Origin of the sequence: Chryseobacterium hilariae, from assembly GCF_051400735.1 — a bacterium.
In the GTDB taxonomy this organism is placed as follows: domain Bacteria; phylum Bacteroidota; class Bacteroidia; order Flavobacteriales; family Weeksellaceae; genus Chryseobacterium.
Genome location: NZ_JBLFFJ010000006.1, coordinates 304,906 through 328,598, shown reverse-complemented (window position 1 = coordinate 328,598; position 23,693 = coordinate 304,906). Strand labels below are relative to the sequence as shown.

At 36.3% G+C, this 23,693-nt stretch carries 17 protein-coding genes; 8 read left to right on the top strand and 9 right to left on the bottom strand.

Going from position 1 to position 23,693, the window contains the following annotated elements; genetic code table 11:
- Positions 1-15: 15 nt before the first annotated feature.
- On the top strand, positions 16-2,835 hold the full coding sequence (locus ACMGDK_RS18090; protein WP_436809207.1) for an aminopeptidase: 2,820 nt from the start codon (positions 16-18) through the stop codon (positions 2,833-2,835).
- 290 nt (positions 2,836-3,125) lie between these two features.
- Here ACMGDK_RS18090 and ACMGDK_RS18085 read toward each other — a convergent pair whose 3' ends face one another.
- A complete protein-coding gene (locus ACMGDK_RS18085; protein WP_436809206.1) occupies positions 3,126-3,893 on the bottom strand; it encodes a T9SS type A sorting domain-containing protein in 768 nt (255 codons plus the stop codon).
- 415 nt (positions 3,894-4,308) lie between these two features.
- On the opposite strand from ACMGDK_RS18085, the gene ACMGDK_RS18080 reads away from it, so the two are divergent.
- Positions 4,309-7,500 carry a DUF8818 domain-containing protein gene (locus ACMGDK_RS18080; RefSeq protein ID WP_436809223.1) on the top strand — a complete coding sequence of 1,064 codons (3,192 nt, stop codon included), beginning with the start codon at positions 4,309-4,311 and terminating at the stop codon, positions 7,498-7,500.
- A gap of 192 nt (positions 7,501-7,692) precedes the next feature.
- Positions 7,693-8,688 carry a tRNA dihydrouridine synthase DusB gene (gene dusB / locus ACMGDK_RS18075; protein ID WP_426046382.1) on the top strand — a complete coding sequence of 332 codons (996 nt, stop codon included), beginning with the start codon at positions 7,693-7,695 and terminating at the stop codon, positions 8,686-8,688.
- Between the two features lie 46 nt (positions 8,689-8,734).
- Here dusB and deoC read toward each other — a convergent pair whose 3' ends face one another.
- The 5 genes from deoC to ACMGDK_RS18050 form a co-directional block, all read right to left on the bottom strand.
- Positions 8,735-9,481 carry a deoxyribose-phosphate aldolase gene (gene deoC, locus ACMGDK_RS18070; RefSeq protein ID WP_436809222.1) on the bottom strand — a complete coding sequence of 249 codons (747 nt, stop codon included), beginning with the start codon at positions 9,479-9,481 and terminating at the stop codon, positions 8,735-8,737.
- 4 nt (positions 9,482-9,485) lie between these two features.
- A complete protein-coding gene (locus ACMGDK_RS18065) occupies positions 9,486-9,956 on the bottom strand; it encodes an Lrp/AsnC ligand binding domain-containing protein (protein ID WP_436809205.1) in 471 nt (156 codons plus the stop codon).
- A complete protein-coding gene (locus ACMGDK_RS18060) occupies positions 9,940-10,908 on the bottom strand; it encodes an endonuclease/exonuclease/phosphatase family protein (RefSeq protein WP_436809221.1) in 969 nt (322 codons plus the stop codon). The genes ACMGDK_RS18065 and ACMGDK_RS18060 overlap by 17 nt, the downstream gene beginning before the upstream one ends.
- 383 nt (positions 10,909-11,291) lie before the next feature.
- Positions 11,292-11,963 carry a tRNA (guanosine(37)-N1)-methyltransferase TrmD gene (gene trmD, locus ACMGDK_RS18055; protein ID WP_436809204.1) on the bottom strand — a complete coding sequence of 224 codons (672 nt, stop codon included), beginning with the start codon at positions 11,961-11,963 and terminating at the stop codon, positions 11,292-11,294.
- Entirely contained in the window at positions 11,960-13,222 is a 1,263-nt protein-coding gene (locus ACMGDK_RS18050; protein ID WP_436809203.1) for an NAD(P)/FAD-dependent oxidoreductase, read from the bottom strand. The genes trmD and ACMGDK_RS18050 overlap by 4 nt, the downstream gene beginning before the upstream one ends.
- 65 nt (positions 13,223-13,287) lie before the next feature.
- Between ACMGDK_RS18050 and ACMGDK_RS18045 the strand changes: the two genes are divergently transcribed.
- Positions 13,288-14,151: a glycoside hydrolase family 25 protein gene (locus tag ACMGDK_RS18045; protein ID WP_436809202.1), complete on the top strand. Its 864-nt coding sequence runs from the start codon at positions 13,288-13,290 to the stop codon at positions 14,149-14,151.
- Positions 14,152-14,224: 73 nt separating this feature from the next.
- On the opposite strand, the gene ACMGDK_RS18040 is transcribed toward ACMGDK_RS18045, so the two are convergent.
- Positions 14,225-15,871, bottom strand: coding sequence for an alpha/beta fold hydrolase (locus ACMGDK_RS18040; RefSeq protein WP_436809201.1), 1,647 nt, complete (start codon positions 15,869-15,871; stop codon positions 14,225-14,227).
- Between the two features lie 142 nt (positions 15,872-16,013).
- Positions 16,014-16,526: a 5' nucleotidase, NT5C type gene (locus ACMGDK_RS18035; protein ID WP_436809200.1), complete on the bottom strand. Its 513-nt coding sequence runs from the start codon at positions 16,524-16,526 to the stop codon at positions 16,014-16,016.
- A gap of 241 nt (positions 16,527-16,767) precedes the next feature.
- Here ACMGDK_RS18035 and ACMGDK_RS18030 point away from each other — a divergent pair, with 241 nt between their 5' ends.
- Entirely contained in the window at positions 16,768-18,660 is a 1,893-nt protein-coding gene (locus tag ACMGDK_RS18030) for an ABC-F family ATP-binding cassette domain-containing protein (protein WP_436809199.1), read from the top strand.
- Positions 18,661-18,764: 104 nt separating this feature from the next.
- On the opposite strand, the gene ACMGDK_RS18025 is transcribed toward ACMGDK_RS18030, so the two are convergent.
- Positions 18,765-19,820: a Gfo/Idh/MocA family oxidoreductase gene (locus tag ACMGDK_RS18025; RefSeq protein WP_436809198.1), complete on the bottom strand. Its 1,056-nt coding sequence runs from the start codon at positions 19,818-19,820 to the stop codon at positions 18,765-18,767.
- Between the two features lie 185 nt (positions 19,821-20,005).
- Between ACMGDK_RS18025 and ACMGDK_RS18020 the strand changes: the two genes are divergently transcribed.
- The 3 genes from ACMGDK_RS18020 to ACMGDK_RS18010 all read left to right on the top strand — a co-directional run bounded on the left by ACMGDK_RS18020 (position 20,006) and on the right by ACMGDK_RS18010 (position 23,637).
- Entirely contained in the window at positions 20,006-22,282 is a 2,277-nt protein-coding gene (locus ACMGDK_RS18020; protein WP_436809197.1) for a TonB-dependent siderophore receptor, read from the top strand.
- A gap of 88 nt (positions 22,283-22,370) precedes the next feature.
- Positions 22,371-22,886, top strand: coding sequence for a hypothetical protein (locus ACMGDK_RS18015; protein WP_436809196.1), 516 nt, complete (start codon positions 22,371-22,373; stop codon positions 22,884-22,886).
- Between the two features lie 160 nt (positions 22,887-23,046).
- Complete coding sequence (locus tag ACMGDK_RS18010) at positions 23,047-23,637, top strand: hypothetical protein (RefSeq protein WP_436809195.1); 591 nt, start codon at positions 23,047-23,049, stop codon at positions 23,635-23,637.
- Positions 23,638-23,693 lie beyond the last annotated feature (56 nt).

The following is a 23,693-nucleotide window of genomic DNA, read 5'->3' as shown; positions in this document are numbered from 1 at the left end:
CTTTATCACAGGATTTTGAAAAAGATTACGACTTGCCTTGTTTTGTTTTGGGGAATTGTACAGGTTTCTGGGCAAAAAGACAGCATATACATTGAAGCTAAATTATCTGCGGACAGAAAAACGCTGGAGGTTAACCAGGAAATTGTGTATTACAATCATTCCGGTAAAGACCTGCAGTCTGTAAAGCTTCTCAATTGGGTTTCTGCTTATAAAAAAAAGGGCACATCGCTGGTATACAGAAAGCTGGAAGATAGAAACAGTGACCTTCATTTTGCAAAAAATGATCAGCTGGGTACACTTCTGGATCTGCAAATTAAAAATTCAGCACAGCCTGTTTCAGTGAATTCCACATCGGATGAGAATCTTTTTCTTCCTCTGAAGGAGGCATTGAAACCCGGCGAAAGCATCAAATTACAGCTTCAGTATAAAATGCACCTTCCCGATAAGAAATTTACGGGTTATGGTACTTCAGATAAAATCACTGCATTAAAATATTTCTTTATTGTTCCGGATCATTTTGATCCGGACAATATTTCCAAAAGAAACTACCATGATATTGAGGAATCGGTAAGTTTCAATACTTTCTGGACCGTCAATTTTGATCTTCCGCCTAACAGTTTCATCGAAAGTAATCTGCCACAGATCCAGATGAATGCATTTAAGGGTTATCTTGATTCTGATCCTGAATTTGTGATCTCACAGAACGGGCTTCCCTCCATAAAAATAAATGTAGAAGGAGCTGATACCGAGATCAAATTCGGATATAATCTGAAACCGGAAGAAAAACAGAATCTTGAGTTTTATCTGCCTTTGCATTTAAAATTCATTAAAGAAAAAATAGGTTTTCTCCCAAAAAATCTATTCATTTCGGAAAAGTTTAAATCTTCGGAAGATTTCTTCGGGAGTAATGATATCTCTTTCTGGAAATTTAGATTTCAGCTGTTCACAGACTCCGAGAAAACAGATCTTGATTATTTCGGAATCATGGCAAAAAAAATACTTGACGAAAGCATTATTGCAGATAAACAGAAAGATCACTGGTTTAAAAACGGTTTAAAATCATATCTGGAAATCCAGTACCTTCAAAAGTTCTACAAGGAGACTAAATTATTGGGTAATTTGCCTGAAACGCGTATTTTTGGCGTAAAGCCGTTAAAGTTATTCCATGCCTCTAAAGTAAAATTGATCGACCGTTACGGACTTGCCTATCAATACATCATGTCACAGAATCTGGACCAGAAGATCAGCGAAAACTTTACGGTTTTGAGCAACTTTAATGATATGGCAGTCAGCAGTTTTGAAACAGGAAGCCTTTTTAATTATACTGCCGAAAAAATGGGCTATGAGCAATTCAATAGTATACTGAAAGATTATATTTCCAAAAATACGGACAAGAAAATTGAGCCGGAGGAATTTCTTAAAGAACTGGCTGAAAAAGATAAAACATCAGAATATCTCGCCAAATTTTTAAAACAAAAGAACAGGGCTAACTTCAGACTGAAAAATGTCAGGAAGCAGGACGATTCTTTGAATATCAAAATTGGTAAAAATATGGATTCTCCCATCCCTGTACGTCTTGAAACACAGACCAGCGAAGGAGAAATAAAATCTTATTGGATAGAAACAAAAGAAAACGAAAGAATCACCAATTTTAGTCTTCCTGCTTCAGAAGATATCCATAAGGTAACCTTAAACTCGGATTATATTTTCCCGGAGTCTAAGTACCGTGACAATTTTTTGTATGCAAAAGGGTTGTTTTCGAATGCAAAAAAAATAAAATTTAAACTTATCAAGGACATCCCAAATCCTGAATATAACGAAATATACGTCAGCCCAAGGGTGCGTTTTAATAATACGTATGATAAATTCCTTTTGGGTGTTAATTTAAAAAACCAGTCTTTCTTCGATCAGAAGTTTCTGTACTCTTTTACACCAACTTACAGTACCGGAACCGGAAAACTGACCGGGTCAGGCGCTATCTCCTACTCTTTTCTTCCAGCTGGAAGTGTTTTCAGAAGTATTACTTTTGGAGTATCGGGCTCTTACTTCCATTATGATTACGGGCTGGCTTACAGGAAAGGTTCGATCTTTTCCAATTTCAACTTCAGAAAAAATCCCCGAAGTACGGTAAGCAGAAGCTTAGGGTTTTCTTACAATTATTTGGAGAGGGATCTCAGCCCCAAAATGATCGCTAATAAAGATTATGACAAATATAATCTCTGGAGTGCAGGCTATGGGTACAGCGACAGCCAGATGATCCATGAAAAAAGCTTAAGCTTAAGCACTCAGGGTATGGAGGATTTCAATAAAATAACTGCAGAAGGATTTTACAGATGGGAATTTGCTCCAAAGCAAAAGTTAAGCGTTAGATTATTTGCTGGTTATTTTATAAGAAACGAGACCCGGAATAATACGTTCAACTATGGAATCTCAAGGGTATCCAACTATTCTTTCTCTTACAATTTGCTGGGGGAAAGTGCTAACAGCGGTCTTCTGTCACAACAGTTTATCCTGGCTGACGGAGGGTTTAAATCTTTCATCCCGGGATCTGTCAATCAGTGGATCACTTCTTTTAACGTAGATTCAAGTGTATGGAAAATCTTTCATGTGTATGCAGATGCAGGGATCTACAAAAATAAAAACCGCCCAGCAGAATTTATCTGGGACAGTGGTATCAAAGTGAGGCTTATCCCCGATTTTCTTGAAGTATATTTCCCAATACAATCATCATTAGGCTTTGAACCTTCTTTCAAGGATTATGCAAAACGTATAAGATATACTTTGGTACTTAATCTTGGTGCCGTTATCAATGCTGCGAGAAGAGGTTGGTATTAAAATAAAAAAAGCAACTGTAAAACAGCTGCTTCTTTAACATGTTATATTGAAAACTAACTATTAATCGTTTTGAAGTAATTTCATTCAACATAATGACATTACTATTCATGGCAAGTATACATCAAATAAAGGACCAAAAATTAAAATATTCAAAAGAGCTAAAACAAAAAAAAATAATATGCATTATTAGATGTTTTAGTTTAAAATTTTAATAAAAATTCTATTATTAAAATAATAAAAAAGCTCCGGCCATTTCTGCGAAATGGCCGGAGCATATATTGAAACTAAAATTAGTCTTTCAAAATCTTCTGAGATACCGGCTCGTTATTTACAGTTCCTGTAACGATATAGTTTCCTTTTGCCAATTCATCAACATTCACAGTTTCATTTTCTTTTACAGAAAGAGATTTTACAACTTGCCCGAACATATTAAAGATTTTTACATCTTTACAATTTTTCGCAAAATTAATCTCTGATTTAACAAAGGTATTTTTAACTAAGCTATATTTTGATGATGAGAAATCAATTGTAGATAAAGATCCGTTTTGGATTAAAGAAAACTCATCAAAACTAGCAGTAGAATTATTATAAGCACGTACTTGCAATTGGAATTGTGCTGCAGATGCCGGAGAAGTAAAAGTTACTGTTTTTTGAGTCCAAACACTTACTTTAGCCAAATAACCATTATTATTTCTCAATGGATCTGTTGATGCATCACTTGTCAAATAGACAGGTGCTGCAGAAGCGTCTAAAAAGCAAGACCAAATTCTGGCTCCATTCCCACTACCAGACGACTTATACCAAAAACTAACTACATATTGGGTATTGGCACTGATAGGAATGTTTTGGTAAAAGCCATTTGTTGCTGTTGCTACATATTTAGCATAATTTAGTCCTTGGTATGGAGTATCCGTTTCAACAGTAGGTAATGTATAAGATGTTCCTGTACCAGCTGTCCAGCTGCTAACCCCACTTTCAAAACTTGGGTTTTGAACTAAATTCTGAGAAAATCCGAAAACACATGAAGTGATTCCTAAAATAGTAAAGATTTTTTTCATTATAAAAAGTTTTTAATTATGAGATAAAAATACAAAAAAACCTTTACTATATTAAAATGATGGCATATAATTAACAATTAATTAAAATTGCTTTTTAACTATCTTTCCCGAAACCCTTACTACCATTGATATTTCATATTGTAGACTAAATCACTCTTCCCAGAATTATTATATTTAAAATTGTATTTCCACTAATTGATGTAGATTTAACTATGAATAAAAATTCAATGATTACTAAATTCAATTATTAATAATTTACATCATAAAATCACCTGTAATTTTCAGTGATTTACAATAATTAGATTAAATTTCTGTTAATAATTCTAAACTCCTTTCCATTAACATTTTTTAGCTATTTTTACGAATTATTTTTAAACACTTGCGCAATCTTTTTCTTCTGATCGGTTTGGTTTTCATGGGCATATTTTCGGCCCATGCGCAAATATTTTCGTGGAAAAATCCAAACATTCCGGAAGACAGTATTAAAAAAGACAGCATCCTTGCGGCCCGTTTTGAACAGGACATTTTTGCAAAAGACACCCTGGATTTTGTGAAGACCAACAATAAAATAATCGTAGACGAAGCAGTACTTGTCAAAAACGATAAGAAAAGATTTTTAGGAGAACTGAACTCTAAAGGTTCCATCATCCGTGGAATCACTTTCGGTAATAACCAGGGACAGTCTGTACAGAGTTCCATGGATCTTCAGATTTCCGGAAGGCTTTCTAAGGATGTGACTATCCTGGCAAGTATTTCGGATCATAATCTTCCTATTCAGGCTGATGGCTATACCCAGACACTGGAAGAGTTTGATAAGATCTATATGCAGCTGAATATTAAGGATAAGTCGATCCTCAGAGCGGGGCATCTTGATCTTGTAGAATCCAAAAATTATTTTGCAAAATTCCAGAGACGAAGCATGGGGCTTGAGTTTCAGACTGAATTCGGAAAGGATAACAAAACTTTTGTGGATGTTTCCATGGGTGTTGCCCGGAGTGAATTTCACAGAGTGCGTTTTCAGGGTGTGGAAGGTAACCAGGGCCCCTACCGTTTAACCGGGAAGAATGGTGAGCAGTTCATCACCCTTATTTCAGGTTCTGAACAGGTGTTTATTGATGGTATCCTGATGAAGCGTGGTGAAAACCAGGATTATGTCATTAATTATAATACGGGAGAAGTAACCTTTACCAGTTTCCGCCCGATTTTCCAGCAGAATTTTATTACAATTTCATATAATTACACGAACAGGAATTACTCCCGATATTTGTTTTCCGGAAAATTAGAGCATCAGAGAGAGAAGTTTAAAGTAGGGCTGAACTGGTTCATGGAAAATGACAACAAAAATGCTCCTCTTTCTTTAAATCTCTCCAAAGAAGATGAACAGATCCTTGCCGACGCCGGCAATGATCCTAATCTGATGTATGCGCCTTCAGGAGTAGTTACTCCGTATGATGTTAATAAAATTCTGTACCGCTTAAATCCAGCCGGAAACTTCTACGAATTTTCGACAGATCAGAATGAAACACTTTATCAGGTTTCTTTTACCTACTTTGGTATTAATCAAGGGGATTACAAAATTACGCAGACAACCAATAACGGCCGCGTTTTTGAATATGTCGGGAATAATATGGGAGACTATAAAGCGGTAAGAAAACTTCCTTCTCCTCAGAAATCGCAGGTGTATTCGGTAAATTCCGAATATCTTTTAAAAGAAGGAAAAATAGGCGCCGATTTCTCACTGAGCAATTATGATTTGAATTTATTTTCGTCTAAAGACGCAGCTCAGAATATAGGATATGCATGGCGTATTTTCGGAAATAAAAGTTTTACAAAAAACAACTGGAAAGGAACTCCGAGTTTTGAATATCAATATATAGATAAGCAGTTCCATATTCTAGACCGTATCAATGATGTAGAATTCTCGAGAGATTTTAACCTGGTACAGGAATTCAGCCAGAGAACTCAAAACAGGTTTATATTCAGTTTTTTAAATAAATGGAACAATAAATCCACTTTGAATTACCGTATGAACTACCTGGATGAACAGGATACCTACAAAGGGATAAAAAATGATCTTGATCTTAGCTGGATCACAGGAAAGTTCTTTACAAAAGGAAACCTGTCATACCTTAATACGAATGCTACACTTCAGGACACGAAATTCATCCGGGGTGGAGTTTCTACAGAGTTTACCGGTAAAAAAGGAAGCTGGGCTGTCGGAGGAAGCATGGAACATAACGAGAAGAAGTATAATGATACGCAGCTCATGGATGTTACCAGCTTCAGCTGGAAAGAGATCTTTGTTCAGAAAAAAATCGGTGACAGCACACGTACTAAGCTTCTTGCAAAAGTGTATATGAGAGATAACGACTCTGTACGAAACAACAGGCTGGAGAGTATGAATAACATCCTGGGAATTATGGCGGAAAGCCAGCTTATCAAAACTGAAAGAACTACTTTAAATGCTTTGATACATTATAGAAAATTCTTTTACCAGAGTGATGAGGCAGACATGACCCGAAATAATGATTTCGTTGTCGGAAATATTCTATATAACCAGCAATTATTCAGAAACGGGATGCGCCTGCAGGCATTTTATGAACTTGGAAATGGGCAGGAAGCGCAAAGGGAATTCCAGTATCTTAAGGTAACAGACGGACAGGGTGTTTATAAATGGACCGATTATAACGGAGACGGTATCCAGCAGCTCGATGAATTCGAAATTGCAGAATATTCTGACTTAGCACAGTATATCAGAATTTATACAAATTCCGTACGTTACATTCCTTCAAATAAAAATAAAATCCAATTGGCATTATTCGTTAATCCGTCAATTGTTTTCAATTCTGAAAATGCATTTTTAAAACGCTGGAATTTTAATGTTTCATTAAACTCACAAAATTCTTTCTACAAAAAAGACAAGGTTCTGGTACTGAATCCTTTTGAAAAGAACAGTGATCAGATCCTGAAAAACCAAAATATTTTAGCTTCTGTTCAGTTTAATCCAACTGAGAAATCCGGCTGGAACGGAAACTACCGTTTTATCACCAATGATAACCTCATCAATGCCAATTTCAGTAATGAAGAACGTGAACAGGTTTCCCATTTTATCAATATAGGATATTGGTTTAACAAGGAATTCAGAGTTGATTGGGAAAACTCAATCCATGATCTTAAAAATTCATCCCAGCTATTTGCCACAAGAGATTACCGTTTAAATAATATTGAAACAAAGCCAAAAGCAACCTATAAATTTACAGATGCCATCCAGGCCGAGCTTTCTTCTGCATACCGTCAGAAAAAAAGAATAGACGGTGAAGAGCTTCTGAAGGCTTTTGATATTACAGGAACCATTCAGTGGGAGCGTAAAAAAACTTCTATCAGGGGAAATTTCTCTTTCATTAACAATGATTTTACCGGAAACAATTTCAGTATTGTAGGAAACCAGATGCTGGACGGCCTTAAACCCGGCAAAAACCAGGTATGGAGTGTTTTCATTCAGCAGGCTATCAACTCTTTCCTTCAGCTCAATTTAAATTATGAGGGAAGGAATTCCGGAGAGCGAACCATCCATATCGGAAGTATGCAGGTAAAGGCAAGCTTTTAATGAGTCATTGGATGAAAGTATACGAGTGTTAAGTTTCGTTGCTGGTTATTAGTTTTACTGTAAAGCCTTTGTCTCTCACTTGCGAAGCAAAATTCACTATTCACCTCAATTCCTTTCAAATAGATATCCAACATTTACAGTCATAGATATTATCATATTTTCTAAATGTTTATAATTTCGTAAATTTGCCGCATGGTAAAAATAGGCAATATAGAACTGCCGGAATTTCCGCTTTTGCTGGCTCCGATGGAAGATGTAAGTGATCCTCCATTCAGACGCCTGTGCAAAATGCACGGTGCAGATCTGATGTATTCAGAATTTATTTCTTCTGAAGGCTTGATTCGTGATGCAATGAAGAGCCGCAAGAAGCTGGATATTTTCGATTATGAAAGACCGGTTGGCATTCAGATATTCGGTGGAGATGAAGAGGCAATGGCGATGTCTGCAAGAATTGTAGAGACGGTAAATCCGGATCTGGTAGACATTAATTTCGGATGCCCTGTAAAAAAAGTAGTTTGTAAAGGAGCGGGAGCAGGAGTTCTTAAGGATATTGACCTTATGGTGCGCCTTACCAAAGCTGTTGTAAGTTCTACTCATCTGCCGGTAACGGTTAAAACCCGTCTGGGATGGGACAGCACCAGCATCAATATAGATGAAGTGGCAGAACGCTTACAGGAAACAGGCATCAAAGCTTTAACTATCCATGCCAGAACCCGTGCACAGATGTACAAGGGCGAGGCAGACTGGGAACATATTTCCAGAATAAAACAAAATCCTAATATTGAGATTCCTATTTTCGGAAACGGCGATATTGATTCACCGGAAAAAGCTCTTGAATACAAACAAAAATATGCATGCGACGGAATTATGATTGGTCGTGCAGCAATTGGATATCCCTGGATTTTTAATGAAATCAAACATTTTTTCAAAACGGGAGAGCATCTTCCGGAACCTGTTATTGCAGACCGTTTACTTGCTGTCCGCCAGCACGCAGAATGGAGCGCGGAATGGAAAGGTGAAAAATTGGGCCTTATTGAAATGAGACAGCATTACAGCAATTATTTCCGTGGGGTTCCTCATTTTAAAGAATTCAGAAAAAAATTCCTTGAGGTTTTTACTTTGGAAGAAATGGATGCTTTAATTAAAGAAACGCAGCAATTCTACGAAGAATATCAGGCACAGGTATAAAATAAAAAAACCATCAGATTTGAAATCTGATGGTTTTTTGTATGTATTAATATCCTCCTGATGAAGATTCATTTTTTATTAAATTCAAAGCAGAAGAGGTCCCGATTCTCTTTACTCCCATACTGATCATTTTTTCAGCATCTTCTGGGGTTCTTACTCCTCCGGCTGCCTTTACAGGAAGTTTACCTGCATTATCCAGCATAATTTTTATGCCTTCAAATGTAGCTCCGTTCGGCTTTCCGTCTTCTGTTTGGTAAAAGCCTGTAGAAGATTTAACAAAAATATTCGGCAGATCATTTTCGGAGAAATTTTCTACCGCCCAGTTTGAGATATTTTTAGTAATATCTGCAATCTGTACATCCGTGAGTGCAGCAATCTCAATGATCCATTTTGCGATCTTATGATTCTGGAGCGCCAGTTCTGTACATTTTACAAATTCATCTTTTACCAGTGCAAGATCTCCTTTGAGATAAGCCTTGTAATTAATAACAAAATCGAGTTCATCTGCTCCGTCTTCAATTGCTTTTGAAGCTTCAGCAAGTTTTTCATCAACAGAATAGGTTCCTTCATGAAAACCTATTACGGTTCCTACCACAATATTTGAATGTCTTTCCTGAATATACTTTTTGATATCGGCTACATAATCCGGACGGATCATTACGGCAAAAATACCATTGTCTATGGCTTCCTGTGCAAGCTTTTTATCTGTCTGTAATGTTTCTTCGTTTGAAATACCTGACTGTGCAGGTGTTTTCAAATAGGTTGAATCTAAATATTGGGCAATCTTCATAATCTTTTTATACTTTCAGTTGTCTGTAAATACCTTGTTCCAAAGATATGAAAGTTTCTGTTCTTGTCACTCCTTTCAGCTTCTGAAGTTTGTTCAGGATCTGCATAAGATGGTCATTGTCTTTACAAAGAACCTTTAAGAATATGGTGTAATTTCCTGTTGTATAATGGGCTTCTACTACCTCATTCACTTCTTTCAGAGATTTTACAAGCTCCGGATAGTGGCTGGGCTGGTCCAGAAATATTCCGATATACGAAATTACTTTATATCCAATTTTTTTAGGATTAAGGAACGAAATAGAGTTTTCAATAACTCCCGCATGCTCAAGTTTCTTAATTCTCTGATGTACTGCTGTTGTGGAAATTCCGACATTTTTCGAAATGTGGGCCAAGGATGTTTTAGCATTATCCATTAGCATGTAAATGATTTCCTTGTCAATCGAGTCTAAATGATAGCTTGTGTTACTTGAATTTTTCATTTTCTACTTTTTTATTTATGTTTTTGTTTTCTTCAAATTTTACAAAAACCGGAAAGTGGTCGCTGTATCCGCCTAAATACCGTGTACCGGCATAGGTTCGGAAGGGGCGTCCTTCAAAATTTCTCACCTGGCTGCTTATTTTTTCAGAATTAAAAATGTGGGCACTCTGAAAATTCAAAGCATCATTATCAAAAAGAGATTTTGAAATGATAATCTGATCATACAGCAGTCCAGACTTATAATGAAAAGTAGAATAATTTCTTGTATTAAACAACTCTTGAAAAGGGTTTACCAGGACCTTCTCGTGCTTGTTGTCGTAGAGAATTTTTACTAAATTTTCATCATCAGGGTTTTCGTTAAAATCACCACACAATATTACATGTTCTTTTTCATTATCTACAATTTTCAGAATCCGGTTCCGGATTTCATTAAGAATAAAGTCTCTTTTGGGCTTATTAACATCTTTTTCTCGCTTAGAGGGAAGATGGGCGATAAAAACATTAATAACAGTTTCTTTATACTTAATTTTAGAAAACAGTACATCTCTGGTTGTGTCGTAATTTTCTGTGTTTTTTCTATTTATAATTTCAAAGAAGAAAGTAATAGTTTCTGAGTCTATTATCTCTACTTTGTCTTTATGGTATAGCATAGCTACATCTACCTTTCTTTCATCCATAGAATTGTAATGTACAATTCCATATTCTGAATTAAAAGGTTCCATTTCCACCAAGTCTTCTAAAACTTTCCTTCCGGAAACTTCAGAAAGCCCAATTAAAAATGGGAGGGCACCATTTTCCTCCTTCATTAATTGAAAAACATGTGAAATTTTAAAAAGTTTATTCCTATATCTTTTTTCATCCCACCCTTTCAAGCCGGATTTTGTAGGATCTAATCTATGAAGAGGTTTCGGATCAGGTAAAAATAAATTTTCAACATTATAAAAAGAGAACATCTCCATCTGCAAAATTGCTATCTTAAAATTATGAATTTCTTTTTCGTTGTAAATTTATTATTTTTTTTCAAATTTTATTCATTTATTTATAATATTTTCCTGTTAATATTATGTAAGTAATATAAAATATTTAGCGAAAATTATCAATAAAAAACACCTTTATACAATCAAATTATTAAGCATTTAAAATTATCAACACATAAATCAAAATCAAAACAATATATGGTTGCTTAATTAACAAGAAAAAAATCATAGCTGTTTATGAAATACAATTGATAATTTTCATGCATTTCGGCTTTATGTCGATTCTTATTCCATTTCGGCAATAGACTCTCTCAACCATGAAAAAAAAATGCTTGATTACTCATTTTGCATTATTTTTTTCAGAGCAAATCAGGACGTTTTTCCTGTGTGATCCTTACAGCTTCCTCATGACGCCATTCTTCAATCCTGGCAAAATTTCCACTTAGTAATACCTTTGGCACCTCCAATCCTTTATATACCTCAGGTCTTGTATAAATAGGGGGCGAAAGAAGATCGTCCTGGAAACTGTCTGTAAGCGCGCTTTGCTCATCATTCAAAACTCCCGGAAGCAGCCTGATAATTGAATCAGCAAGAACACATGCCGCCAGTTCGCCTCCCGTAAGTACATAATCACCAATTGAAATTTCTTTGGTAATATGCAGGTCACGCACTCTCTGGTCAATGCCTTTGTAGTGACCGCAAAGGAATATCAGATTATTTTTTATGGAAAGACTGTTTGCAATTTTCTGGTTTAAGGTGATGCCGTCCGGTGTAAGATAAATTACTTCATCATACTCCCTTTGGGATTTAAGTTCAGAAATACATTTATCCAACGGCTCTATCATCATTACCATTCCTGCTCCGCCTCCATAAGGTTCATCATCGATCTGTCTGTGCTTGTTGATGGCCCAGTCTCTCAGATGATGGAAATGGACTTCCACTAAACCTTTATCCATTGCTCTCCTTAAAATAGAAGTCTGAAACGGACTTTCCATTAATTCGGGAAGCACGCTTATTATATCAATTCTCATTGTACTGTCTCGTTTTTCTTATTAGGTGAAATAATTAATCTTAAAGAAGAATCTTTGTTGAAATAGCTCCACATCCAGTTGAAAAAGACTGCAAGCTTATTTCTTACACTCAGGATCAGCATCAGGTGAAGGAACATCCAGAAATACCAGGCCAGGAATCCCTGGAACTTCATAAACGGAAGATCTACAACAGCTCTGTGTTTTCCAATGGTTGCCAGCGAGCCTTGATCCTTATATTCATACTCTACCCACTCACCGTCATTCTTCTTCAGGAAATTTTTCCCTAAATTTTTTGCTTGATTAATGGCTACGTTTGCGACCTGAGGATGTCCCTTCGGATACTTGGGCGTTTCCATGTAGGCAATATCTCCAACTGCGTAAATATTGTCGTAACCTTTTATTTTATTAAATCTATCTACTATATACCTGTTTTTTACTAATTTTTCTTCCGGAAAACCTCCGACTACATTTCCCGTAACACCTGCTGCCCAGATCACATTATTGGACGGAATGTCTTTTCCGCTCTTTGTGTATACCTTATTGCCGTCGTAATCCGTAACAACTTCACCGCTCAGAAAAGTAACACCCAGATCCTTAAGGTATTTTTCAGATTTTTCCTGCGCCTCACTGCTCATTACGGCAAGCGGCTTTTCTGTGGAACTTACCAGAATGATCTTAAGCTGATCAAAATTCATGTATGGATAATCTCTGGGAAGAATTTCTTTTTTCATCTCGGCAAAAGCTCCTGCCAGCTCTACACCGGTAGGTCCGCTTCCTACAATAACGATATTCCAGTTGCCATCATCGCTTCTGCTTTTTTCAAGGATGAGTTTTTCAAAGGTCATCAGTACATGATTCCTGATGCTTATTGCTTCCTGGGTATTTTTCATCCCGAAAGCCCTTGATTCCATGTCTTTGTTTCCAAAGAAATTGGTTTTGCATCCTGTCGCGATGATCAGTTTGTCATAGGTAAATTCGGCCTCATCCGTGATCACTTTATTGTTGGCAGGATCAATCTCTTTAACTTCGGTAAGACGAAACTGTGTATTTCTGGATTGCTGAAAAATCTTCCTGAAAGGGAAGGAAATATTGGATGGTTCTATCCTTCCGCATGCAACCTGATAAAAAAGCGGCTGAAACATATGATGATTCACCCGATCCAGAACAATGACTTTTTTGTTTCTGTTATTCAATGTTTTTGCAAGTTGCAGCCCCGCAAAGCCTCCTCCTATGATGATGATCTTTTCGCGTGTTTCCATAATACACAAATTTACTGATTTTATTTAGCATTTAGTAGTGAAATAAGTTAGTTTTGCAAAACTTTATGACACCAAAAAAGTACACCAAAAAAACTGCCAAAAAAGTACATGAGAACCGTCGGAAGAATTATTTTTTCCGGAGAAAAATAATATTGGCTGTTTTAATTCTTGCTTTAATAGGAACAGGATTTTACCTGAAACAGTCTGTAAGTTACTACTATGCGCTGTACTTTAATAAATTCAGACATAAAAAGCTGCACAACAGCGAAGTAGAAGCAGCAAGGATACAGAAGATTCTTACCGCTAATCTCGACAAAACATATGGTTTTGATGTTTCCCATTATCAGAACAGGGAAGATATCAAATGGGACAGCCTGAGCATTGGAAATAAAACAATTCCGCTGGAATTTGTAGTCATGCGGGCCACCATGGGAAACCGCAATGCCGACAAACATTTCGATGAGTTCTGGATGAAAGCCCAAAAACACAAACTGATTCGTGGAGCCTATCATTTTTACAGGGCTGATGAGGATCCTGTAATCCAGGCCAATAATTTTTTAGCCAATGTAAAACTGGAAAGCGGTGATCTTCCCCCTATTTTAGATATTGAAAAGATCCCGAAAAGAAAAACGAATAAAAAACTGATAGAAGATCTAAAAGTATGGTGCAAGATCGTAGAGGAAACTTATGGGGAAAAGCCTATCATCTATACTTATTATCATTACTATAAAGACTTCCTGAAAGGAGAATTTGATGATTATCCGCTCTGGCTGGCAAATTATAATGATGTACCCTCTCCCACTCCTAATGATCATTGGGACTTCTGGCAGTTTACGGAAAATGGCATCGTTCACGGGATTAATACCAAGGTAGATCTTGACATCTACAATGGAAGCACCTGGTCATTGAAAAGACTCACGCTGGATTAGGAGCGGAATTGAAATTATCATTCGTTTGTACACTTTCTCTCTTCATTACAAAATCAAAGATTTCAGGACCTCATCATTTCCCCAGAAACTTTAAAATATCTGCATTCAGCTCATCAGCATTTTCGAAAGGAATCATGTGGGTTGCATTTTTGTAGATTTTAAGCTCGGCATTTGGGATCTGCCTGGCTATCATTTCGGTATGTTCCTGTTTGATTACATCTTTATCACCTGCAATTACCAGAACCGGACTTTGTATTTTTGCCAGATCTTTTTTGCTGATGTGTGGCTCATTCAGCATAATTTCTACCAGTCGGCGTTCGTTGAATTTCCCGGGTTTATTCTCTATATCCAGTACCAGAAGCTGATTTTTCATATGGGAAATAAGCCTTTCATCAACACCTTCAGGAAAGGCATTAGCCCCAATAGCAATTAATTTATTCAGGTTTTCCGGATATTTTAAAGCAAATTCTAAACCTGTAACTCCACCGTCGCTCCATCCCGCAATATTAATTTTTTGCAGTCCCAATTTGCCTGCAAGTGCTTTTATATCTTCTGCAAATTGGGTATAGGTAAAATCTCTTTCAGAAGTATCGGTACTTTTGCCCTGTCCCCTGGTATCTACAACAATCACTTTAAACTGTTTGGAGAGAACCGGAATCTGCTGGTAAAAATCCTGTATGCTTCCTGAATTCCCATGAAGAAGAAAAAGCGGCTCGCCTTCACCGTAAACCTCGTAGTACAGCTTTGTATCTTTTAATTGAAGGTAATTGCCCGAAGATTCATTTTTTCCGTATACAGAATTCTTAGATTCTATGTTATATTGGGAAACATCAGGAATCAGCCCTTCAAGATCATCTCCGGAAGCAGCTGTTTCATCTTTGATATTCTTTGCGCTTTTATCCACTTTTACATCGATATTAATGGCTGGTGCCGCCAGGGTCATTTTCTGCCAGTCTCCATAAAATTGTCTGATAAATCCTGTCCTGAACAGTGCAGCACTGATATTAACCTTTCCATCAAATTCTTTTAAAAACTGAATTCCTATAAAGAATTTTCCCTGCACCCAGATATTATGATCATTCACGTTGAGTGTATATACTCCGTCTTTGATCATATCTTCTGTAAGTGCCACTGTGATTTCTTCATCCAGGATATTCTGATCAGGGAAACCATTTTTTCCTGTATAAAGACTGTACCTCATCAGCACCGGTTTGTCTGAAGTATAGCTGGCAATATTCAGGTTGATATTTTTGATTTTGGATCTTCTGCTGGCATTAAATTCCAAAGCAGTTTCGCCAAGAAAATCTTCTTTTTTGAGCTTAGGATTAACGGAATACAGAACACTTTTTGTTTTCGTATTGACGCCCCAGTTTTTATCAACCAGCTTTTTAACTTTAATATTGACTTCTTTTATATTTTTAACTTTTTCTTTTAAAAATATCTGCTGACCATCGTATTTCCTGAAATTCTGTACAGTTTCAGCATACGGCTCATATCCCGGAACCTCTATTTTTAGTTTTCTTGAAGGATCAAATCCGGAAAGATCAATAGAAAAATTTCCTTTCTCATCGGAAACAGTACCGGCGTTCTCTTTTTCTACCCCGATTTTCACGTAAGGCACCGGCTGCTTTTCAGTTCCCGAAATTACAGTTCCTGAAATCACCTGTGCATTAAAAAAATAAGCTGCTAAAAGTAAGAATAAAGCATTGAGTTTTTTCATAGGTATAAGTTTGTTGCAAAATTCTTTGTTTTCCCTCTTGAATACTCACAATACCTTATTAAATTTTAAAGCGGTTTAGTTAAATTTATTTTAAAATATCACCTGCTTGTGACAATATTTGTAAAAAATATATAAACTTTTTTTAAAGCATATTCATGATCTCTTCCCAGGAATGCACTCTTTTATAGTTTTCATTTTCTATCAGCTGATTATGAGGCTGGGTAAAAATGAATTTTTCTCCGGCAAAATGATCCAGGTTTTTTGGATAATCATCAATCATAATATCTCCGTGAACTACTTTTTTACTGCCACATAAAACAATCTGTTCCCAGCTGATAAACGGAAAGTGTTCTCCCAGCCAGTCAAACTTCTCTCTTAAGCTGTTTGGGAATTCCATTCCAGCTGAAACAATGTACAGATCATATTTGCTGTTAATATATTCTAAAGCAGCACGGCTTCCCTCCATTACAGGAAGCGTTCTGAAAAATCCAATTTCATGAACATGTTTTTTACCATTCGGGAATGCTTCAATTTCTGGCATTCCTGCCAGACTACTGATTTCAATTTCTTTCCCTGAATCTCTTTTCTCAAACTGCACAAGCTGATGATAAACATCTGCCATAACCCCGTCCATATCTACAATTACTTTTTTCATTATTTAAATCAGATTTAGCATTTTCAGCATCAAAAATCAAGCCTTCCAGTCTTCTCAAAATTACTAAATGGCTTTCAGAAAATTCATAGTATTTATATTACGAAATTTTAAATAATATCCTGAGCAATATATTTAAAAAATTAAATTTCAGCGCCCAAACCTTATTCCATAAAACTTTTCTAGTTACATTTTCGTACTTTTGCCGCTCAATTGAATTCTTAAATCAAACCATTAAATTCCAATGAATTACGTTTCTGTAGAAAATCTTACTAAATCTTATGGCGTCAAAGTTTTGTTTGAAAATATCTCTTTTCATGTAAATGAGGGAGACAAAATAGCCATTGTCGCCAAAAACGGAAGCGGAAAATCTACCCTTCTTAAAATATTAATGGGGAAAGAAATTGCAGACAGCGGGACTGTAAATATTAATAAAGACATCCAGGTGGTTTTATTTGACCAGGAAATTGAATTTGATTCTGATTTGACGATTGACGAATTTATGATGACTCTTGATTCCGCTCCTATTCAGGCCTTGAAAAATTATCATCAATCTCTGCTTTCTACAGATTATGATTTCATTGAAAAAGCTTTGGCTGAAATGGAGATTCATAAAGCATGGGATCTTGAGAATGACATGAAACAAATTCTTTCACAGCTGAAAATTACTGATCTGGAAGCCAAAATGGGAAACCTTTCCGGAGGACAGATCAAACGTGTTGCCTTGGCCAAATTACTGACTGAGACAAGAGCAGAGCACCGTCATACTCTTCTGATCATGGATGAGCCTACCAACCACCTTGATGTGGAAATGGTAGAATGGCTGGAAAGCTACCTGAGCAAAGCCAAAATAACATTGATCCTTGTAACTCACGACAGGTATTTCCTGGATGCAGTTTGCGGAATTATATGGGAAATGGAGGATAAAAATTTATATTTCCATAATGGTTCTTATGCCACTTATCTTGAAAACAAAATGATTCGTGAGGATAATATGAATTCCACCATTGATAAGGCCAATAATCTTTACAGAAAAGAGCTGGAGTGGATGCGCAGACAACCTAAGGCACGAACTACAAAATCGAAATCCAGACAGGATGATTTTTACGAAACTGAAAAAATAGCTAAAACCGACACCAGAAAAGAAACTCTGGAACTCGATTTCGAAATGAAAAGGCTTGGAAATAAAATTCTGGAGCTTAAAGATATTTCTAAAAGCTATGGTGATAAATTATTATTAAAAGATTTCAGCTATCAGTTTCAAAGAGGCGAAAAAGTAGGTATTGTAGGAAAAAACGGAGCCGGAAAATCTACATTGCTGAATATTATTCAAGGACTTGAACCAAAAGATTCCGGGGAAATTGAAACGGGGGAAACAATAAAATTCGGATATTTTTCACAAAAAGGGCTGAAGTATAAAGAAGATGAAAGAGTTATTGATTTTATCAAGGAAATTTCTGAAAACTTTCCTTTAGCCAACGGAAGAACCATCTCTGCCTCTCAGTTTTTGAGACTATTCTTATTTGATGACCAGACCCAATATTCGCCTATTTCAAAACTTTCAGGAGGTGAAAAAAGAAGGTTGCATTTAATGTATATTCTATATCAGAATCCCAACTTTCTGATATTTGATGAACCTACCAATGATCTTGATCTTCCGACTTTAACCGTGCTGGAAAATTTTCTGCTGAATTTTCAGGGCAGTTTAATTATTGTATCTCACGACAGGTATTTCATGGACAGAATTGTTGACCATATTTTAGCTTTTGAAGGGGAAGGAAAGATCAGAGATTTTATCGGAAACTTTTCAGAATACAGGGAAGCCAAAAGCCGCGAGGATGCACTGGAAAAAAATGCAGCTTCCAAACCGGAACCTGTAAAAGAAATTGTTGCAGCACCAGAAGTTCAACAACCTGCTGTTTCTCAAAAAAGAAAAATGTCTTTTAAGGAACAAAGGGAGCTGGAAACGATAGAAAAGGAAATGCCTGAGCTTGAACAGCATCGGGCTAAGATCATGGATCAGTTAAATAACGAAACGGATTATGAAAAAGTGGCCAAACTTTCTGCTGAATTAGAGGCCATTTCTGAAAAGCTTGAAGAATATGAGATGAGATGGCTGGAGCTTCAGGAAATATAATGAGTGAGAGTGTTTGAGAGTGGGAATATTTTAGGGTAATTGTGTTCGGAAGTATAAATCGGATACTTTACACTCAAACACTCCCACTTTCAAACTCCTCTTCCTTATAAGTATACTACTCTTCCTTCTTTTGAGCTTTCCATGGATGCATCTATGATCTTCATATTCTGGACAACTTCTCTTCCCTGAGATGGCAATGCATATCCGAAAACGATATATTCATAAATCTGCTGATAATAATCCATATAGTTTCCTGGTTCGCTGGCAGTCAGAATTCTTTCGGTTTCTGAGTTTTCATTTAAGACATTTAAAATTCCGTCTGTTCCTTGTAAAGGCTCTGTCCATTCCTTGCCATAAACCGGGACAGCTCCTGCAACCAGTTCATTTTCCTGATTATCGGTTCTTTCCTGCAGGAAACTACCTTTTTCTCCGTGAATAGCATAGGCATAATGAGCTTCTTTGGTAAACACAGATGATTTCAGCCTTACTCTCAGATTGTTTTTATAATAGAGCAGAATTTCAAAATAATCATTGGCAAATTCCTGTCCTTTCATGGAAAATACATCAGCAAAAAGCTTTTCAGGATAACCAAAATACTGAACGGCCTGATCAACAAGATGGGCACCAAGATCATGCAGGGAACCTGAACCTGTCTGCTCCGGATCCTCTTTATGCTGTTTTCCGCTGGGTGTGGTACGGAATCTGTCGAAACGGATTTCGACTTCTTTAATATCACCTAATTTTCCGTCATTCAATATTTTATGAACCTGCAGAAAATCGCGGTCAAATCTTCTGTTTTGGTACACACTCAGAAACAGTCCTTTTTCTTCTGCCAGACTTACAAGCTCTTCTGCTTCTGAAACACTAACGGTGAAGGGCTTTTCAACAATTATATTTTTTCCTGCTTCAAGTGCCATTTTTGCATATTCGTAATGGGTCTGTACCGGTGTATTTATGATTACCAGCTCTATATCTGCATTCTTAAGCATTTCCTCTACCGAACGGTAAATGGTAGCTTCCGGATATTTTTCTTTTGACTCTTCTTTACTTCTCTCTACTACGGCAGCCATAAAAAATCCGGGATGTTCTTTCAAAAACGGAGCGTGAAATATTTTTCCGCTCATTCCAAAGGCGCACAGCCCTGCTTTTATCAATTGCATAATATATAATTTTCAACAAATATATTCAATAATCCTCAGTTTAATAGGGTATATAAGCAATCGATTTTTTTACAGCATTCATAAAGTATGATTTAAATCATTTTATTATTTTTATCAATTCTAAATTAATATTTGGAAAATCCTTATTTTTGCCGCTATTTAAAACTAGTCTACATAAAAATAAAATGAACAAACAACTTGCATCTATAGGATTTTTACTGGCAGCCCTGTCTGTAGGCGCCCAAATGAAAAATGCTGAAGCAGATACCATCAGAACCCAAACCATTGAAGACATTAATCTTCATAAGACAGGTAATCCAAACCAGGCAAGACCTCTATCTACAAAGTCTGCCCTTACGGTAATGGAAACCCCTCAGCCAATTTCTATTGTAACTCATGAAATTATTGAGCAACAACAGGCGAAGCAGCTGAGCGATGTTCTTCAAAATGTAAACGGTATGTACATTACATCATCCAGAGGAAATTCTCAGGACAGTTTTGGAGGACGTGGGTTTATTTTGGGAAATGATAATATTTTTAAAAACGGTGCAAGAGTTAACAGTGGTGTTTTTCCTGAAGTAAGCGGTCTGGAAAGAGTTGAAGTGCTTAAAGGGGCCAATGCGATGCTGTACGGAAATACAGCTGCAGGAGGCATTATTAATATGATCACTAAGAAACCTAAATTTAATTTTGGCGGAAGTGTAGGATTAAACGGCGGAAGCTGGAACTCTTATAAACCAACAGTTGATATTTATGGGCCTTTATCTAAGAACATTGCATTCAGAGTCAATGGTGCTTATGAGTATGCTGAAAGCTTCAGAGATGTTGTAGAATCTGAAAAATACTATTTCAATCCTTCATTTTTATTCAATTTGAGTCCAAAATCTCAGTTAATTGTAGAAGCGGATTATCTTAAGAATAATTTTACTCCGGATTTTGGAATTGGTTCTATTACCAATGCTGACAAAAGCTATACTATGAATAATTTACTGTCCAGAAACGCATTCCTCGGAACAGACTGGCAGTATCAAAATGTAGAGCAATTATCCACTAATATCACGTTCAATCATCAGTTCAGCGAAAGATGGTCATTGAATGCCACTGCTTCTTATCAAAATTACACTAAAGATTATTTTTCCACAGAAAGGGTACAGTGGGAATATACAACCGGTAATCGGTTAGCATGGAAAAGACCTTTAAACAGAACTTACAACGAGCAAAATTATACATCATTCCAGGCTAATATCAATGGTGAATTCAATACAGGGAAAGTTAATCATAAAGTTTTAATAGGTGCAGATGCTGATTATGGTCTTGCAGATTCCTATACTTATTATGATCCAACTATTGCTGATCCTAAAAAGGCGTTATATGGGACTGGCTATTTGTTCGGTACAAACGGAAACCCTAACGGCCTTGTTTATTTGGATGATCCGTCTACATGGGCAGGTGGCAGCATGCCTACTTCGGAGCATGTAGCGAAATTTGAGCGCTCAAGAATTCCTACACAAAGGATTGGTGTATATGCTCAGGACTTCATCAGCATTTCAAAACAGTTTAAGGTACTTGCGGGCTTAAGATGGTCTTATGTAGAAAATAAAAGCACAAGAAAAGAAAACTTCAAGGACAATACCACTCCGTATGTTCCGTTTTCAAGTTCTTCCGATATGGCTATATCACCAAAAGCAGGTATCATATACATGCCCAATGATAATTTATCTGTATTCGCAACCTACACCAATTCTTTCTCCAATAACGTTGGTTTGAATAGACTTGATCAAAAACAAGCTCTTAAACCTACTTATATTGACCAATATGAAGTAGGAGCAAAGAAAAATCTGTGGAATAATGCCCTTGCTATTAATCTTACTGTTTACCAGATTCTATACAAAAATTATTACCAGGTTGCTTTAGATGATAAAGGAGCACCGCTAGATCCTAACGGGCTTTTAAAAGATTTTGCAGGAAAAATGAGAAGCCGCGGTGTGGAGTTGGATATCACAGGAAATCCTACAGAAAATTTATCCATTATTGGAGGTTTCTCTTACAACAATTCAGTATATCTTGATACTCCTGAACAATTTGGATATGTAGAAGAGCAGAGACTGGTAAGAACTCCCGCAACAACTGCAAATGCTTCAGTATTCTATAAATTCACAAGATTTGCCAAAGGATTAAAAATAGGAGCAGGCGCTTATTTCATTGGTGACCGATTGGCAGGATGGAATGACACAAAAACTGGAAGCAATAGTCTGGCTGCCAGAAATGGAGTAAGCAGAGTATTTGAATTAAAAGATTATACAACAGTAAACGTATCAGTAGGCTACGAATGGAATAAATTCTCCATCCAGGGAAAAGTGGGTAACCTTTTTGATGTAGTGAATTACAACGTACATGAAAACTATTCTGTAAATCCTATTACGCCAAGAAACTACTATTTTACACTGACATATAAACTTTAGAATTAAGTATTATAATAATTTCATCATTCAAAGTGGAAATTGCATTTTTGCAGTTTCCATTTTTAAATATAAAAACAAACATTACGATATGGATAAGATCAAAGACACAAGAAGTTTTATGAGGATTACACACCGTTATCTGGGATATTTTCTTGCAGGTATAATGGCTGTATATGCGTTGAGCGGTATTTTGCTTGTTTACAGGGATACCGATTTCCTTAAGAAAGAAAAAAAATATGATAAAACTGTTGCTGTCAATCTTTCAGAAAAAGAGCTTGGAAAAGAACTGAAGATTAAAGGTCTTGAAGTAGAAAAAACAGAAGGTACTGTTCTTTATTTCAAGCAGGGAACTTATGATGCCACTACCGGAAAGGCAAAATACACTAAAAAAGAGCTTCCTTTTGTACTGGACAAGATGGTTAAACTTCATAAATCCCAGTCAAAAGAAACCTTGTCGCCTCTGAATACATTTTTCGGGATCTCTTTATTTTTCTTTGTGATTTCCAGTTTCTGGATGTTTAATCCTAAAACAAAAGCTTTTAAACGCGGAATAAAATTTACTATTGCAGGCCTTATTATTTCGGTGATCCTTTTATGTATTTAAATTATAAAATCATCAAAAAAATGACCAAATAATTCACATTTCGATTACCCGGAAATTAACATTTATTCTGAGTTTTTATCTAAAATTAAGAAGCTTGGCACATTTCTTGTTTTTTCTTTAATCTACAAATGATAACATTTAATTATTAAAATAATAAATTATGAAAAAACTAATTTTTGCAGGAATATTGGCAGTAACAGGTTTAACTGCAACAGCTAACGCTCAAATTCAAAAAGGCAACTGGCTGGTAGGAAGCAAGTTGATATCTAGTAATTTTGGTTTAAACACTGGAGGAGGATACAATATCGCTATACAGCCACAAGGTGCTTACTTCATACAGGATAATGTAGCAGTGGGTGGATATGTGGATTTAGGAATCAATAAAGTTACTAATGGCAGCCCTACTGAATTCACTTATGGTGTAGGTGGTTTGGGGCGTTATTATCTATCACCGGGAGAAAAAGGTGTTGATAACTTGCTTCACCACGGAAGATGGTTCCTTGAAGGTAACCTAGGTATCGGAGGAAGATCAGTGGAGAATGCAGATTCTACAACTGGGTTAGACTTTGGCGCGGGTCCTGGTTATTCTTACTTTATTACTCCAAACATCGGTATTGAAGGTTTAGTAAAATACAAAGGAAGAGCAGGATTTGGTAGCGAAGGATTAAACTCGAATATTACATTCAACCTAGGATTCAGTATTTACTTACCTACTTCAAAGGCTAAAGAAGTGGCTAATGATTTAAAATAATCACTTTATAATCACTTAAATAAAAAAATGAAATCGCCCCGAAATATTTCGGGGCG